We start from the raw sequence: 16088 nt of genomic DNA, 5'->3' as shown, positions 1-16088 counted from the left end.
ACGTCGCGGCGTCTTCCGCGGCGAATACCGCGGAGAGGTGCGTGTTGGCTCCTGCGATGTGCAGGAGAACCAGGGCCCCTTCCGGCAAGCTGCCGGTGACTTCACCGATGATCGAATCGGGGAAGCGAGCCCGACACGTGTGAGGAAGAACAGCGGTTGTCCGCTGACGGACTCGGCGGTGCCGCTCTCGTTGTTGAAGTGACCGGCGAGACCGGCGACGGAACGTGCCGTCGGGTCTTGCGTGACGATGGACACCGCGGGGACCGACCGACGGCCGACGTTGTGTTCGACCAACTCCGCGTACAGCCCGGATCCCGATCACCGCTGGATGTCCGCGTTTGGGAGTTTCTCCTCCGTGCGCGGAGCTGGCTTCCGCGGGAATGTCGCGGTGACGGCGAGCGCGCCGGCCATGACTGCCATGAACCACGCAGGGCCCGAAGCGACCTTCGTGCCGAGGAGTACCCAGGAGACCACGAGCCAGCCGGCCATCGCCAGATTCGAGATCCACTTCGATTCCCGACGCGCGCCGAGGAACCACAGCCCTGACCCGTAGGCGAAGCCCGCCACGGTCGGCAGCCAGACGGCGAGTGGATTGCTGACCAAGAGCTGCCGGTGGACGACGAACAGGACGATGACGGCGACGACGGACAGTCCGCTTTCGAAGAACCGCGTGGCGTTGCGGTCCCGTTGTCTGGTCGTGAGGCTGGTCGATAGGGGATCCGTCGCTTTATTTCGGTCAGGGTTCTCTCGGGGATCGATGGTCGGCAGACCGTCGACCCACCGCCGGAACGACCCCAGTTCGGCGCCGTGGAGCACGGCAGCCGGGCGCGGCAGGTCGCCGACGAGGAGGGCGAGGGAGTCGGCCGGGACACCAGCCATGGCACTACCAGCGGCGGACGACCGGGCGGCGCTGCCGGGACTACAGAGGTAGGCCTCGGGTGTCCAGAGTGATTCTGCGATCCCGCGCTTGCCGCTCGTGACCGCCTGGAGGTCGGTGAGGTGCAGCGCGGCCGTCCCGGCGGCGGACCTGAGTCGGACGACGGGTTCGGGACCGTGACGCGAGCCCAACGGCAGCATCGTCCAATCCGCAGACAGCTCAGAGTTCCGCCAAGACGGGACGGCCGACACCGGCGGGACCGAAGTAGCCGCGGATTCTCGGAGTGGAGCGACGACTCGGTCTGCGAGGAACTCTGTGAACTCCCGGTACCCGTACGAGAGTCCCATCACGCTGAACAGTCGCCGTCCGTCGGTGTCACGTGCATCGACGCCGCCGTAGGCGTTCGCGAGCGGACGGACCACTGCGATGGCGGTGAGCGGGATGGTGCGTTCTTCGCGGAAACCTCGACGGACGACGAGTCCGTCGGGCGACGCCACGATCCGGAACCGTCGTGTCGGCGTCGACGAAGGAGACCAGGCTGAAGGAGCCTCCGACCACGATGAACACGATTCCGAGAACGCGCCAGACGACCCACTGCCACGTTCGGGACCGGACGACGACCCGGGCAGGGTCCTGGGCGATCAGCGGGTCGCGTTCCGCTCTTCGATGGTCGTTCCTCCGGACGCTGGCGCTCACGGCCAGCGGGATGACGAAGGATGCCAGGCCGGCGACGGTCACGGACACGAGCGAGATCCACATGGCAGTTGTTCCCCCGAATTCTGCAGTGCACTCGCGATCGAGCGCATGTTGCATGCAACGTATCAGAGTGCGCTAGCGTTCGGTGCGGCCCGAAAGGGGGCGGCCCCACCAGCCGTTCCGGGCGGACCCGCCGCCGATCGACAACTAGCATCGACGTGTTCGTCGATTCTCTTGGGGGGAAAGAACGTGATGACCATGCGCGCCGGGAACACCGGAGCACGACCGACCGAACGGCGGATCCTGGGGGCAGTCGCCGTGACCGGGGCGCTCGTCCTCGTGCTGGCCGGGTGCACCGGGCCGGACAAGCCCGTCGCCGACCCGTCGCGCATCCTGCAGACCGTCGACACCCGCCTGGCGGCCGACGGCTCGGTGCAGTCGATCCAGGACACCGCGATCTCCGTCGCGGGCAAGGACTCCTCGTCCGCGACGACCGACCACGACCCGGCCAAGGCGGCAGGTGACCTGCCGCTCCGCGTGACGACGCAGTACACGACGGCGAAGAAGACCGGCAGTGACCTGTCCGACCTCGACGGCTACTCCGGTCGGATCGAGATCGACCTGACGATCGAGAACCTGACCGTGCGGTCGCAGAACCTCACGTACGACGTCGCCGGCTCGTCGCGGACCACGCCGGCACTCGTCGGCGCACCGTTCAGCATCGCCGCGTCGACCGTGCTCACGGGGACGAAGGCCGACGCGATCGTCACGGACGGCGCGGACGACGACGGCACCGCGACCGACGGTGTGGTCAGCACGAACAAGGACGGCGACGCGGTCGTGCAGTGGGGCCGGCTGCTCGCGCCGCCGACCTCGGGGGCGAGCAGCACGCTGCACCTCGTCGCGGACGTCAAGAAGTTCGCCGCACCGTCGATCGACATCGCGGCGCAGCCCGGCATCACGACCGACCTGTCGACGAGCGGCGTGCTCGACGGCGCCTTCGGCTCCTCCGACGACTCGGAGCTCGCGTTGCAGCGCCGGACGATCGACCTCATCGCCCAGGTGAACGAGGTCCTCGCCCGTGCCGGCGGCACCATCACCGAGGTCCGGTCGAACCTGGAGTCGACGTCGCAGACACTCGGCGTGCGGACGGCCGAGCGCCTGCAGGAGAGCAGTGCGGCCCTGGCCAGCACGATGCAGTCACTCACCGGCGAGCTCGGCTCGCTGCAGTCCGACCTGGGCGCGACGGCGAAGGCGACCCAGTCCACGGTTCTGCAGCAGCTGCAGCAGACCACGTCGAGCCTCGACTCCCTGCTCGGGGACACCTCGGCGACCGCGCCGTCGGTGACCCTCGACGGTGAGGGGTGCGCTGCTGCACCGAAGACCGCCGCCGCGGGGTCGAGCGTGTACGGCAGCCTGCTCCGGGTGTCCGCGCAGCTGAACGGGTACGCGGACGCCAGCGAAGCGTGCAAGGAGCAGGTCAGCACGCAGCTGTCATCGGCGGTGGGGCCGGCCGACCCGACTGCGACGTCGTGTGCGGTGCCGGAGAACCGGGACTCGCTGACGTGCGCACTGTACGAGTCGTCACTGTCGGTGACCGGAGCGCTCGCAAACCTGGTCAAGCGGGGAGACGCGGTCGCTGCCCAGCTCGACCCGAACCTCACGGACAAGGCGCTCGAGCAGTCCGACGCGTTGAACGGAACTCTGGACAACCTGACGACCGCGCTGGCGGCCGTGCGGAGCGACGATGACGGAGATGTCGCTCGCACGCTCGACGCCCTCGATGACGCGGTGTCGCAGGCCCGGGCGAACGTGGACCCACTGCGTTCCTCACTGCGGACAGTGCACCAGCGGGCTGCCGACGCGAAGGTGTTGATCGGCACGGTCGGTGATCGCCTCCTGAGCACCTCGATGCAAGCGCAGAACAGCGCGGTGGCGGATCGACTCTGCGACTTGGCCGCAGCTGGCGAGCTGAGCGACGAGGACGCCGCCGACCTCCGGGGATACCTCACCGCGAAGCCATGCGCGAGCGCCGAGGGGTCCGAAGGGTCCGAAGGGACGATGCTGCGTCCAGGCTTCCCGTTCACTCAACCGATGGACGAGCGCCTCACGGACCAGGCCACCGAGTGGCAGGCCATCGTCGACAGCACCGACCCGGACGCGCCGACCGGCATCGGCGGTGCGGTGACCATTCTCGACGGACACCTCGACGAAGTCGCTGACGCGGTCTCCGCCGTCCGTACTGCGATCGGGAGGGACAACGGCTCGGTGGACGGCGCCGTCGGAAAGCTCCAGAGTCTCGCAAGTGCAGCCACCGACTCCGCTGGTGTGGTCCGCACGCGCCTCGTCGCCGTGAGCGACCAGCAGAAGCAGCTCCAGCAAGCCGTCAAGGACGCGTTCCAGAACGCGTCCGACGAGTCCTCCGCCGAGGTCACCGCCCTCATCGACCAGCAGGTCCGTCAGGTCAGCGACACCGCCGCCGACAGCCGCGACGCGGTCGTCACTGCGTTCGACAAGTCGATCTCCGGACTGCGGTCCACCTCGACCGAGGTCACGAAGGACTCGAAGGGCACGATCGACGACCAGAAGGGCTCCCTGCAGGAGGAGAGCGGCAAGCTGGCCACCGCGGTGGACCAGCAAACGGCATCCAGCCTGCAGCGCATCGACGCGTCGACCAGCGCTTCGACGCGGGACGTCGACGGTGCCCGCACCCTCCTGACCGGGGACCTCAACCGCGTGATGCTCGACCTCGGCGACCGCACGGTGAACGGGTCCGGCATCCTCGGGGCGATGGCGACGAGCGCCGCGAAGTCCGACTCCGCCGACTACCAGCTCGCCCTCGCGTCGCAGAACGCCGCCGGCTACGCGAACGTCCGTGCAGAGGACGTCGCCGGCATCCTGCTCCAGCAGCAGCAGCTCCGGGCGTCGCTGGACGCCGCCACGAAGCTGCCGGCGTTCGCGCTCAAGGTCCCGTCGAGCGCCACGTCGACGACGCTGTACACCTTCCACATCGGGGACGCGCGATGACCGACGACACGCAGGCCACCGGCGACGGCCTGGAGGCGCGGCGCGGCGGCCGACGTCGGCTCCTGTTCGTGGGGATCGCCGTCCTGGTCGTGGCCGCGGTGGTCGCGGCGGTCCTGACGGTCCGCTCGCTCACGGCCGCACCCGCCGAGGCCGTACCGGCCACGGTCCCCGTCCCGGTGACCGTGGCGCACGTCCCGGACGGGACGAAGATCGGTGTCGTCGTCACCCTCGGCGACGGTGAGGGCTCCGAGTGGAACCAGGCCGCGCAGGGTGCCGTGGTGGCGCAACGGCGGCTGGCCCTGGGCGGCACGGACGTCCAGCTCGTCACCCGGAACGACGGCGGGTCGGACGACGGTGCCGGGAAGGCCGTCCGGCAGCTCGTGCACGACGGCGTCGCGGGGATCGTCGTGGCCTCGTCGGGGAAGCACGTCGCTGCGGCCGCTGCTGCTGCCGCCGACGCGGGAGTGCCGGTGGTGCTGCCGTACGCCGACCACACCGACGACTCCTGGTCGACCGCTCCCGCACCGGCGTCCGTGACCGCGGCGATGCAGCGCGCCCTCGGCAGTGCGGAGTCACCGCTCCTGGTCGACCTCGGCGGCGGGGCGCCGTCGGGACTCCGGATCGCGCACGTCCTCACCGCCGGGTCGACCGACGTCTCGGCCCTCGCGAAGACGGTCGCCCAACGGACCGGGGCGGTCCAGCCGGACGCGGACACCGCTGCCGACGCCCCGGCCGTGGACTCGGACGCCGTGGTCGTCAGCGGCGACGCAGCCCGCCAGGGTGCACTCGTCGCGGCGCTGCAGGCGGCCGACGTGACCGTGCCGGTCGTGCTCACGCCCGATGCGACCAGCCCGGCGTTCGGCGCCGCCCTCAGCTCGGGCGGCGGCAGTCTGTCGGGCACGTTCCGCACGGCCGGGGTGGCGACCGACGATGCGACCGCGCTGGACTCCGGCTCCGCCGGGCGCGCGATGTCGGCGTTCCTCGGCGCCGTCCGCATCGTCGCGAAGGACCCTGAGGCGAAGAACCTCACCGGCGACCAGGCGTTCTCGGCGGTCGCGTCCGGTGCCGACTCGCGCAGCCACGACGCCGTGCTGGCGCTCGTGCACGTGGTGGGGGCGGCACGCAGCACCTCGCCCGAGGCCGTGACCGACGCGCTGGCGAAGACCTCGCTCGGTGTCGACGACGGTCTCGCCGGGCCTGCGCTCGACTTCGGCGACCAGCAGGCGCTCGGCTCCGACGCGACCGTCCTGACCGCCTCGGCGCAGTCGCTCGGGCTCCGGCCGACCGGGTCCTCGACGACGTCGCTGGTCTGGTTCGCGGACACCACGGAGCACTAGGCACCACGGACCACAGGAGGGACCCGCACATGCGGATCGTCATCGAGCTCGACGACCGGGTCGAAGCGGTCGAGGTCGACGGGTGGGCGGACACGTCCACCCTCGGGCAGCTCGTCGAGGCCGCAGTCGGACCCGTCCTCGAGCCCGGCGCAACCCTGGCCGTGGACGCGCACACCACGAGCGCGGACACCCCACTGCGCGACCTGGTGCTCCTCGAGGGGTCACGCATCGCGCGGACCCCGGAGGACCGCACTCGCACGATCGACGGCTGGACGGTCACGCTGGCGGGTGGCCTCGACGTGGGACGGGTCCTGCCGGTCCCGCGCTCCCGCAAGCTCGTGGTCGGCCGCGCCCCACAGGCGGACCTCGTGCTGCCCACCGAGAGCGCGTCGTGGGAGCACTGCACCCTCGAACGCGAGGACGACGGCGTCCGGATCCGTGACGCCGGCTCGACCAACGGCACGATCGTCGCGGGCGCACGCCTCGACGCCGACGGCGTGCTCGTGACCGGGACGACGAGCGTCATCGTGGGCGGAGCCGTGCTGCTCGTCCGTCCCTCCCTGCAGGAGACGACGGTCCCGGCCGCCGGCACGCTGCAGAACCTGACGCCCGCCGCCACCGCGCCCTTCAACCGCCCACCCCGTCCCGGCCGGAACACCGAGCAGGAGACGGTCGTCCCGCCCGCGAAGAAGGACGTGCCACCGGCGTCGAAGTTCAGCTGGATCACGGTGGCCGCTCCGCTCGTGCTCGCCGGGGCGATGGTGCTGCTCCTCGGGGACGCGCGGTTCGCCCTCTTCGCCCTGCTCAGCCCGGTCACGGCCATCGGCATGTGGTTCGAGCAGAAGCACCGTCGTGCCCGGAACCTCAAGGAGGAGGACGAGCGCTTCGCCGGTGCGGTGGACGCCTTCCGCTCCGAGATCGCGGCCGCCGCTGCGGTCGAAGCGGGGCGGCGGCAGGAGCTCGTCCCCGACCCGGCCACCGTGGTGCGGCGTGCCGCCCTGCCGACCACCACCCTCTGGCAGCGGCGGTCCGACGACGACGACTTCCTCAGCCTGCACGCCGGGACCGGTGACGCGCCGTGGCGCCCCGAGCTGGACCAGCGCAGCACCTCCATGAAGCTGGAGGACGAGGCGAAGGCCGCCATCGCGGACAGCCGACTCACCGCCGCCCCTGTCGTGACGGACCTCTCCGACGCCGGTGTCGTCGGCATCGTCGGCGACCGGGACGGCGCGCTCGCCCTCGCTCGCGGGCTGCTGGCGCAGGCGGCGGTCCACTGCGGCCCGGCCGACCTCACCGTGGGGGTGTTCTGCGACCGCGGGCGTGAGTCGGACTGGGCCTGGGCGTCGTGGCTGCCGCACACCCGGGTGGCGGGCAGCAGCACCGGCGAGCGGTGGATGTCGGCGCAGCGGGACCACAGCGCGGCGGTCCTGCGCGGCCTCCGCGACACCGTCGACGACCTGCCGACGCCGAACCTGCTCGTCCTCGTCGACTCCGAGGTCCTCACGGAAGGGCGGGACGCACCTGCGCGCGCACTGCTCGGACACGGCCGGTCCGTCCCCGGCCAGGTGCTGCGACCGGGGGAGCGTCCGCACCGCGTCAGCGGCATCGTGATCGCGTCGAGCGAGCAGCAGCTCCCCGCCGCGTGCACGACCATCGTCACCGTGGGCCCGGACGCCGCCGCCACCGTGTACCGCCCCGAGGACCGCACCCGGGTGGAGGACGTCGTGCTCGCCGGGCTGTCGGTGGCGACCGCCGAACGGTGCGCCCGGGACGTCGCGCACTTCGACGACCCCGAGCTGACGGTGCCCGGAGCCTCCTTGCCGTCGCTCGTCCGGTTCCCGGAGCTCGTCCGTGTCGACGGCGCCGACGCGGTCCGGGCCGCGTGGGACGCGCGCACCGGCGTCTCCACGCCGATCGGTTCGTCGGAGTCCGGTCCGCTCGTGGTGGACCTGGTCCGCGACGGCCCACACGGCCTCGTCGGCGGCACGACCGGCTCCGGCAAGAGCGAGTTCCTGCGCTCGCTCGTCGCCGGTCTCGCTGCGCGTACCGCCCCGACGGAGCTGAACTTCCTCCTCGTCGACTTCAAGGGCGGTGCGGCCTTCGCCGCCTGCGAGCGGCTGCCGCACACGATCGGCACGATCAGCAACCTGGACGAACAGCTCGCCGACCGCGCACTGCGTGCCCTCGAAGCGGAGCTGGAACGGCGGCAGCGCGTCTTCGCCGCGGCGGGCGCGGACATCGACAACCTCGACGCGTACCTCGCGACCCGTCCCGCGGAACCGATGCCGAGGCTGCTGCTCGTGGTGGACGAGTTCGCCATGCTCGCGAAGGACTTCCCCGACGTCCTCACGTCGCTCGTGAGCATCGCCGCGGTCGGCCGGACGCTCGGCGTGCACATGATCCTCGCGACCCAGCGGCCCGCGGGCGTGGTCAGCGAGGACATCCTCGCGAACACGAACATGCGCGTCGCCCTCCGGGTCCAGAGCCGGGAGGACTCCGTCAACGTGATCGGGGTGCCGGCGGCCTCCGCGATCAGCCGGCAGCAGACCGGCCGGGCCTACGTGAAGCTCGGCCAGGACGACATCACGCCCGTGCAGACCGCCCTCGTGACGGGACTCGCCCGCGACCGCGGGACCGAGGAAGCCGTGGCCGTCCGCCCGACGGACGTCTTCGGCGTCCCGGCTCCGGCGCCGGCGGCTGCTCCGAGCGCCAGCGACGAGACCGACCTCGACCGCCTCATCGACGCGATCGAGCAGGCGAACACCGACGCCGGGTACGCGGCGCCCCGTCCGATCTGGCCGGAGGCACTCGGCGAACGCGTCGACCGCGCCACGCTCGACACCGAGGCGGTCGCCCCGAGCGTCATCCCGGTTGCCCTCGCCGACGACCCGGACCACCAGCGCCAGGTCACGACCGGCTGGGACACGGAGCAGGGCAACCTCCTGCTCATGGGCATCCCCGGCAGCGGCACGAGCACCGCACTCGCGGCGATCGCCCTCCGGCTCGCCGACTCGACGGACCCCGCCGACCTCGACTTGCTCGTCCTCGACATGGGCGCCGGGGACCTCGCGCCGCTGCAGCACCTGCCGCACACCACGGCGTACGTCGGGTCCGGGCCTGGTGCTGGCGAGCTGCAGGCGCGGTTCCTCCGGCACCTGCGCGCCGACCTCGAGCGCCGTCGTGCCGCACCGGGCGGCCGTCGCGCGGTCGTGCTCATCGACGGCTTGGCGGCGCTCCGCGACGAGTACCAGGACTTCGAGGGCCAGCTGCTGCTCGACGCCCTGTACCGCGTGTACGCCGAGGGTCCGGCGCTCGGCATCTCGTTCGCCGTGTCGACGACGCGCGCCAAGGCGGTGCCGAGCGCGATGGACGAGGTCACCACCCAGAAGTGGTTGTTCCGCCTGGCCGACCCCTACGACTACTCCTCGATCGGCGTGCCGCCGAAGGACGCCCCGCCGCCCGTGCCCGGCCGCTTCGTCGACTCGCTCGCCCGCTTGCAGTCGCACGTGGCGACCCCGAGCGGTGCCCTGGACGGGGCAGTGACCGAGATCGCGGCGCGCTGGCCGGACGCTCCCCGGAAGGCCAGTGCGGTCGGACGGCTCCCCGACGCAGTGTCGGTGCGGGACCTGGCGCTGACGGCGACGTTCGACACCGAGCCGTGGCGCCTTCCCGTGGGCATCGCCGAGGACGACCTCGGCACGGCGGCGCTCGAGGTCTACGAGGGCGAGCACGTCCTGGTCGCCGGGCCGGCCCGCTCCGGCAAGTCGACCGCCCTCCTCGCGATCGCGCAGACCGCGCGCGCGGCGACGGGTGTCCGTCCGGCGGTGTGGGGGATCTGTGACCGTCGGTCGCCGCTCGCGTCGGCCGACCTCGACCGGATCGCGATCGGACCGGACGAGGTCCCGGCGCTCGTCGCTGGCCTCCGGCTCGAGCGCGGGCCGGTGCTGCTGTTGGTCGACGACGCGGAGCGCTTCGACGACCAGGACCAAGCCCTGGCCGGGTTGCTCGCGTCCGAACGCCCCGGGACCTGCGTGGTCGCGGCGGGGCGGGCCGTGGACCTCCGGACGCTCTACAGCCACTGGACGAAGGCCGTCCGGAAGACCCGGTGCGGGATCCTGCTCCAGCCCGACGTCGACTACGACGGCGAGCTGCTCGGGGTGCAGCTCCCGCGTCGTGCGCCGGTCGCGATGACCGTCGCGCGCGGCTACGCCGTGTCCGGCGGACGGGTCCGTCTCGTGCAGACCGCCGCCGCCGGCGCCTGACGTTCGGCCCGCAGCGACGGCCTGGAGGCGCGGGACGGCTCCGACAGGTCCGCCGCGTCCGTCAGTCCCGCGTCGTGATGCTGAACGGCGCGCTCTCGAGGTCGGTGAAGGCGCCGACCGTGGCGCGCACGGTGCACGACGGGGCGACCGACAGGGCCGTGACGACGAGGCCGTCCGAGGACACCGCGAGCGCACCGGAGCAGCCGTCCGAGAACCGGACGCCCGCTTCGCCGCCGGCGACGTCCTGGAGCATCTGGGACGGCGACCCGGTCGCGGGGCTCCGGTACAGCGGGTTCAGCTCGTCCGCGCCGCTCGGCCACACCGGGACGAGGGTGACCGGCAGCGTCGTCTGGCTGACCGTCCGGTCCGGGGTGCGCACGTCGATGCCCTGCAGCCGCTGCACGGGGAATGCGGTCCCGGTGACGGACTGGTCGGTGACGGCCGCGGTCGTCGCGGAACCGACGGCGTCGAGCCACTTCTGGAGCGATGCGCCGTCGGTCACGGACGGCACCCGGACGCGCGCCTGGACGGTGACGTCGGAACCGGCATCGATCCGGGCGCCGGAGAGCGACCACGAGCACGCCGTGTCGACCCCGGTCAGCGAGGGCTGGTTCCGCGTCGCCGTCACGGTGCCCTGCTGCCACCGGACGGTCGGGCAGGCGGCACCCGACCGGGCGCCGGGCAGCACCTCGAGCAGAGGTCCGGACAGGGTGGCCCCCTGCGCGGCGTACGTGATCGTGAGGTCGACCGTCCCCGAGTCCGGGTCGATCGTGGCCTTGCGGGTTGTGGTCAGACCGGTCGGCAGCGGACGGTCCTGTTGGTACGCGTTCGCGGCCTGCGCGGTGGCGGCGCTGCTCGGCGTCTTCCGCAGCGCCCCGGGCAGCCAGACGACCCCGCCGACGACGAGCGCCGCGACGAGGACGACGCCGAGCACCCCGAGGCCGGCCATCCGGTTCGTGAGCCACTCCGGGCGCCAGGACCGGCGCGGCGGTGCGGTGTCCGGAGCCGGTGCGACCGGGAGCGGCTGCCGTGCCATCGGGCGGATGACGGTCTGCGACCCCGCCGGTCCGATCTCGGGGACCGGACCGAGGCCGTCCGGGCGCGCGGTGCCGTCTGGAGCCGTGCCGTCGGATTCCGATTCGGCCGGTGCCGGGGCCGACACGCCCCGCACGATGGTCGCGGGTCGCTCCACCTCGTCGAAGGACTCCGGGTCGATCGAGGGCACGAGCGCCGGGGCATCGCCGAGCGTCCGGGCGAGCCGCCGGAGGGTCGCGGCGGCGTCCGAGGCGGACGGTCGCGCAGCCGGGTCCTTGGCGAGGAGGCGCTCGAGCACCGCCCACAGGGCGTCGGGCACGTCGAGTCGCGGCGGGTTCGACGTGACGTGTCGGTAGGCGACCGCGAAGCCCGTGCCGGAGCCGGCGAACGGCGTCCGCCCGGCGAGGAGTTCGTAGAGCATCACGCCCGCGCCGTAGACGTCCGCCGCGGGACCGGAGCGGCCGTGGCTGATCGACTCGGGCGCCATGTACTGCGGGGTCCCGAGGAGGCCCGTGGTCTTCCGGTCCCGTTCGGCGACCACGCTCGCGATGCCGAAGTCGGTCACGCGGACGTCGCCGGTCGTGCCGGGCGACCACGGCCCGGCGAGCAGCACGTTGTCGGGCTTCACGTCGCGGTGGGTGACGTCCCGCTCGTGCGCTGCCGCGAGGGCGTCGAGGGTCTCCGCGGTGATCGTGAGGGCATCGCGTGGTGGCAGGGTGCTGTTGGTCGCCAGGAGGTCCCGGGCGGAGCCGCCGCCGACGAGGTCCATGACGATGGCGAGCCGGTCGCCCTCGACGACGAGGTCCCGCAGCCGGACGATCGACGGGTGCTGCAGGGCCAGCAGCACGGAGCGCTCGCGGACGAAGCGCTCGACGATGTCGGGGTCGGCGGCGAGCTCGGCGCGCAGGAGCTTGGCGGCGAACCGGTCACCCGTGGCGGTGTGGTCGACCCGCCAGACCTCGCCCGTCGCGCCCGTGCCGAGCAGCTCGGTCAGGCGGTACGACGCGCCGAGCGGTTCCCCTTGCCCGTACTGCGCCACAGGTCCCCCGAGTCCGCCACTGGTCGACCCCTCGCCGACCGCACCATGTTACCGGCCGGACCGCGGCGCCGCGTACTGCACGTCGATCGCGTGCTGCTCGAACCCGGACCGTCGGTAGAGCGCCAACGCCGGTTCGTTGTCCCCCTCGACGTAGAGCGCCGCGGTGCTGAGGCCACGACCGGTCAGCCGGGCCGTCCCCGCGCGCATGAGCACACCGCCGAGGCGCCGCCCCTGCAGGTCCGGACGGACGGCGACGGCGTAGAACTCGCCGACGTCGCCCTCGACCTTGAGCCAGCACGACCCCGCGAGCCCACCGGACGCATCGCGGAGGAGCAGCAGGTCGTCGCCGGAGAACCAGTCGTCGGACTCGCGGGCACGGAGGTCGTCGAGCGTCATCCGCCCCTGCTCCGGGTGGTGGGCGAACGCCGCAGCGTTGAGCGCGAGCCAGTCGTGCTCGTCGCGCTCGTCGCCGGCGCGGAACGACGACAGGGTGTAGCCGTCGGGCAGGCCCGGGTCCGGGGCGGTGGACGCGATCGGGGCGCGGAGCTGCAGGAGCGTCCGGACGGCCGTCCAGCCGAACCGGACGGCGAGCGCCCGGGCAGCGGGGTGGTCCCCGTGCGCCCACGCGAGCCGGGGCGCAGACGCGAGCCGGGGCGCCGAACCGGCTACGGGGGCGGCCCCGCCGCCGAGCCCGAGCACCTGCGTGACGAGCGCCGTCCCGAGGCCGCGGCCCCGTTCCTCCAGGCCGACCACCAGTTCCAGCTCACCGTCGCGGACCACGGCGACCCCGCGCTCGTCCCCGACGACCGTCGCGCGGCCCGCGCGGACGTCCACCAGGGTCTGGTCCGAGAACGGGGGAGCCTCGCCCGGGACGGCGAAGCGCGACAGGTCGACCACTACTGGGCCGAGAGCCGTTCGGCCTCGTCGTCGTAGACGTTGAAGCGGTACCCGACGTTGCGGACCGTGCCGATGAGCGACTCGAGGTCGCCGAGCTTCGCGCGGAGCCGTCGCACGTGCACGTCGACGGTGCGGGTGCCGCCGAAGTAGTCGTAGCCCCACACCTCGCTGAGCAGCTGCTCGCGCGTGAAGACGCGGGACGGGTGCGTGGCGAAGAAGCGGAGGAGCTCGAACTCCTTGAAGGTGAGGTCGAGGGGCCGGCCGCGGACCTTCGCGGAGTAGCTGGCCTCGTCGATGACGACGCCGGAGGCCTGGATCTTCGACCCGGTCTGGTTCTTCGACGCGCGACCGGCGGCGAGTCGGATGCGGGCGTCGACCTCGGCGGGCCCGGCGGTCTCGAGCACCACGTCGTCGACGTTCCACTCGCTGTTCACCGCGGTGAGGCCGCCCTCGGTGACCACGAGGATGATCGGCGTCGTCGAGCCGCTCGTCGCCAGGATCTTGCACAGCGCCTTGGCGCTGGCGAGGTCCGTGCGGGCGTCCACGAACATGAGGTCGCTCTGCGGCGCGTTGACCAGCTGTGCGGCCTCGGCCGGCACGTGGCGGATCCGGTGGCTCAGCAGGCCGAGACTCGGCAGGACGTCGCCGGGCGCGGCTGAGGTGAGTACCAGGAGCTGGGCCACAGGACCTCCAGGGCGTGGGGGAGTCGTGCACACATCCTAGTGATGCTCGGCATGTCACCCTCCGACCAGACGGTCGGGGGACGGTGCTGCCATGATGGAGCGCGTGACCGAGCCCGTGCAGCCCACCGATCAGCGCCGTCTCCGGCTGACGTCCGTCCTGCCGGTCTGGGTGCTCGCGATCGTCGGTGCGGTGCTCGTGCTGACGCTCACCGACAAGGACTCGTTCGCCTGGCTGCTGCTCGTCTTCGTGCTCTGCGTGCTCGTGAGCTTCGTGCTGCAGCTCATCACCGCGACGAAGGACGGGCTGGTCGAACGGATCAGCATCGCGTCCTCCGGCTCGTTCGTGGTCGTGCTCGTCACCGCCGTGGTGCTCCTGGCGCGTTGAGCCCGTCCGCGTAGACTCGCAGCATGGATTCGCTGCTTGCGCTCGAGCTCTTCTACGTGGGCCTGCTCGGCCTCGCGTCGCTCGCGATCGCGTTCATCTCCGTCACCGTCGTCGTGAAGCTCTTCAAGGGCCAGCGTTGATCGAACTGCCGGAGGGCCTGGCCCCCGAGCTCGTCCCGCTGTCCTGGCTCGTCGGCGTCTGGGAGGGCACGGGTGTCGTCGAGTACCCCGTCGGCGACGAGGAAGAACCCCGGAAGTACGAGTTCGGGCAGCGCGTGAGCTTCAGCCACGACGGCCTGCCGTACCTCAACTACTCGTCCACGACGTGGCTGCTCGACGACGAGCACACGCCGCTGGCCGCCGAGATGGGGTACTGGCGCATCGACCGTCCGTCCGAGCCGGGCGACCGCGGGCCCGCGATGCTCCTCGGTGAGGGGCCGACCCCGTTCAGCACGGTCGAGAGCGTCGAGGCGCTGCGGAACACGACCGACGGCTTCGACGTCGAAGCCTCGATCATCCACCCCACGGGCGTCAACGAGCTCTACGTGGGCCGGGTCCGCAAGGGCCGCATCGACCTCTCGACGGACGCCGTGATGCGCTCGCCGAACGCGAAGGACTACTCCGCCGCGACCCGGCTCTACGGCCTGGTCGAGGGCAAGTTGTTCTGGGCGTGGGACATCGCCGCGCTCGGCAAGGAGCTCACATCGCACGCCTCGGGGCAGCTCGCGAAGGTCGACTGATGGCCGCGTCCTCCGCGTTCGCGTCGCGCCCGGGGTTCGTCGCCGCCGCGACCGGTGTCGCTGCGCACTTCGGCAACCCGCTCGGTGAGCAGCGGCTGCTCGCCCGTGGCCGCGCCGTCGTCGAGCTCGGTCTCGGCGTCGTGACGGTCGGAGGGCCCGACCGGCTCTCCTGGCTCAACTCGATCACCTCGCAGCAGCTCACCGGGCTCGCGCCGGGCGTCTCGACCGAGACCCTCGTGCTCGACCAGTCGGGTCGCGTCGAGCACGCCGCCAGGGTCGTCGACGACGGTTCCGTCGCGTGGCTCCTCACCGAGGCAGCCGACGCGGAGCCGCTGGCGGCGTGGCTGTCGTCGATGCGGTTCATGCTCCGCGTCGAGGTCGCCGACCGCTCCGCCGACTTCGCGACGGTCGGCTGGTTCGGCGACGCCGCCCCGTTCGCGTCGACGGCCCTGCCCGAGCCGCCCGTCGTCGAGTGGGTCGACCCGTGGGCGTCCGTCACGCCCGGCGGGTGGAGCTACGCCGTCCAGGAGGCGCACCCCGGCTCCGACTGGACCCTCCGCATCGCGGTGGTCACCCCCGGCACCGCGGCCGCGATCGCAGCGTCCGACGAACCCGCCGCGGGACTCCTCGCGTACGAGGCACTGCGGATCGCTGCCTGGCGTCCCGTGCTCTCCGACGTCGACGAGCGGACGATCCCGCACGAGCTCGACTGGCTCCGCTCCGCCGTGCACCTGTCGAAGGGCTGCTACCGCGGGCAGGAGACCGTCGCCAAGGTCCACAACCTCGGGCACCCGCCGCGCCGCGTCGTGATGCTCCACCTCGACGGGTCCGACGGGGTGCTGCCCGCCGCCGGGACGCCGGTCGTGCTCGACGACAAGGAGGTCGGCCGGCTGACGGCGTCCGGGATCCACCACGAGCTCGGGCCGATCGGGCTCGCGGTCGTGAAGCGGTCCCTCGACCCGGCGGCGACGCTGACGCTCACGGCGGACGACGTGGTCGTGACCGCGACGCAGGAGACCATCGTCCCGCCCGAGGCCGGCGCGACCGCGCACGTGCCGCGGCTGCCGCGGCTCGGGGCCGTCCGGCGCTCGTAGCCCGGCGCGCTCGCGCC

At 72.5% G+C, this 16088-nt stretch carries 10 protein-coding genes; 6 read left to right on the top strand and 4 right to left on the bottom strand.

Features of this window, described 5'->3' with window-relative positions; translation table 11 throughout:
* Nucleotides 1–318 precede the first annotated feature (318 nt).
* On the bottom strand, nt 319–1374 hold the full coding sequence (locus tag FS825_RS04830; protein WP_144711365.1) for a hypothetical protein: 1056 nt from the start codon (nt 1372–1374) through the stop codon (nt 319–321).
* A 457-nt stretch (nt 1375–1831) separates the two neighbouring features.
* On the opposite strand from FS825_RS04830, the gene FS825_RS04825 reads away from it, so the two are divergent.
* The 3 genes from FS825_RS04825 to FS825_RS04815 are packed head-to-tail and all read left to right on the top strand — an operon-like array spanning nt 1832 to nt 10199.
* Nucleotides 1832–4600, top strand: coding sequence for a hypothetical protein (locus tag FS825_RS04825; RefSeq protein ID WP_222126889.1), 2769 nt, complete (start codon nt 1832–1834; stop codon nt 4598–4600).
* Entirely contained in the window at nt 4597–5937 is a 1341-nt protein-coding gene (locus FS825_RS04820; protein WP_144711363.1) for a type 1 periplasmic-binding domain-containing protein, read from the top strand. Before FS825_RS04825 ends, FS825_RS04820 begins: the two co-directional genes overlap by 4 nt.
* Nucleotides 5938–5966: 29 nt before the next feature.
* Entirely contained in the window at nt 5967–10199 is a 4233-nt protein-coding gene (locus FS825_RS04815) for an FtsK/SpoIIIE domain-containing protein (RefSeq protein WP_144711362.1), read from the top strand.
* A 61-nt stretch (nt 10200–10260) separates the two neighbouring features.
* Here the strand turns inward: FS825_RS04815 and FS825_RS04810 are convergent, their stop codons facing one another.
* Genes FS825_RS04810 through FS825_RS04800 form a run of 3 tightly spaced genes read right to left on the bottom strand, consistent with a single transcriptional unit; the run spans nt 10261 to nt 13853 of the window.
* On the bottom strand, nt 10261–12273 hold the full coding sequence (locus FS825_RS04810) for a serine/threonine-protein kinase (RefSeq protein WP_144711361.1): 2013 nt from the start codon (nt 12271–12273) through the stop codon (nt 10261–10263).
* Between the two features lie 48 nt (nt 12274–12321).
* Nucleotides 12322–13170 carry a mycothiol synthase gene (gene mshD / locus FS825_RS04805; RefSeq protein ID WP_144711360.1) on the bottom strand — a complete coding sequence of 283 codons (849 nt, stop codon included), beginning with the start codon at nt 13168–13170 and terminating at the stop codon, nt 12322–12324.
* Nucleotides 13170–13853, bottom strand: a complete 684-nt coding sequence (locus tag FS825_RS04800) for a winged helix-turn-helix domain-containing protein (protein WP_144711359.1) — start codon at nt 13851–13853, stop codon at nt 13170–13172. Before FS825_RS04800 ends, mshD begins: the two co-directional genes overlap by 1 nt.
* Before the next feature lie 103 nt (nt 13854–13956).
* On the opposite strand from FS825_RS04800, the gene FS825_RS04795 reads away from it, so the two are divergent.
* From FS825_RS04795 to ygfZ, 3 genes are all read left to right on the top strand, one after another.
* A complete protein-coding gene (locus FS825_RS04795; RefSeq protein ID WP_144711358.1) occupies nt 13957–14238 on the top strand; it encodes a hypothetical protein in 282 nt (93 codons plus the stop codon).
* Nucleotides 14239–14374: 136 nt separating this feature from the next.
* Nucleotides 14375–14977: a heme-binding beta-barrel domain-containing protein gene (locus FS825_RS04790; protein WP_144711357.1), complete on the top strand. Its 603-nt coding sequence runs from the start codon at nt 14375–14377 to the stop codon at nt 14975–14977.
* Nucleotides 14977–16071, top strand: a complete 1095-nt coding sequence (gene ygfZ / locus FS825_RS04785) for a CAF17-like 4Fe-4S cluster assembly/insertion protein YgfZ (RefSeq protein ID WP_144711356.1) — start codon at nt 14977–14979, stop codon at nt 16069–16071. Before FS825_RS04790 ends, ygfZ begins: the two co-directional genes overlap by 1 nt.
* Nucleotides 16072–16088: the final 17 nt, after the last annotated feature.

The organism is Curtobacterium pusillum (assembly GCF_007680845.1).
GTDB classification, from domain to species: Bacteria; Actinomycetota; Actinomycetes; order Actinomycetales; family Microbacteriaceae; genus Curtobacterium; species Curtobacterium pusillum_B.
This window is presented reverse-complemented; position numbering and strand designations above follow the sequence as displayed.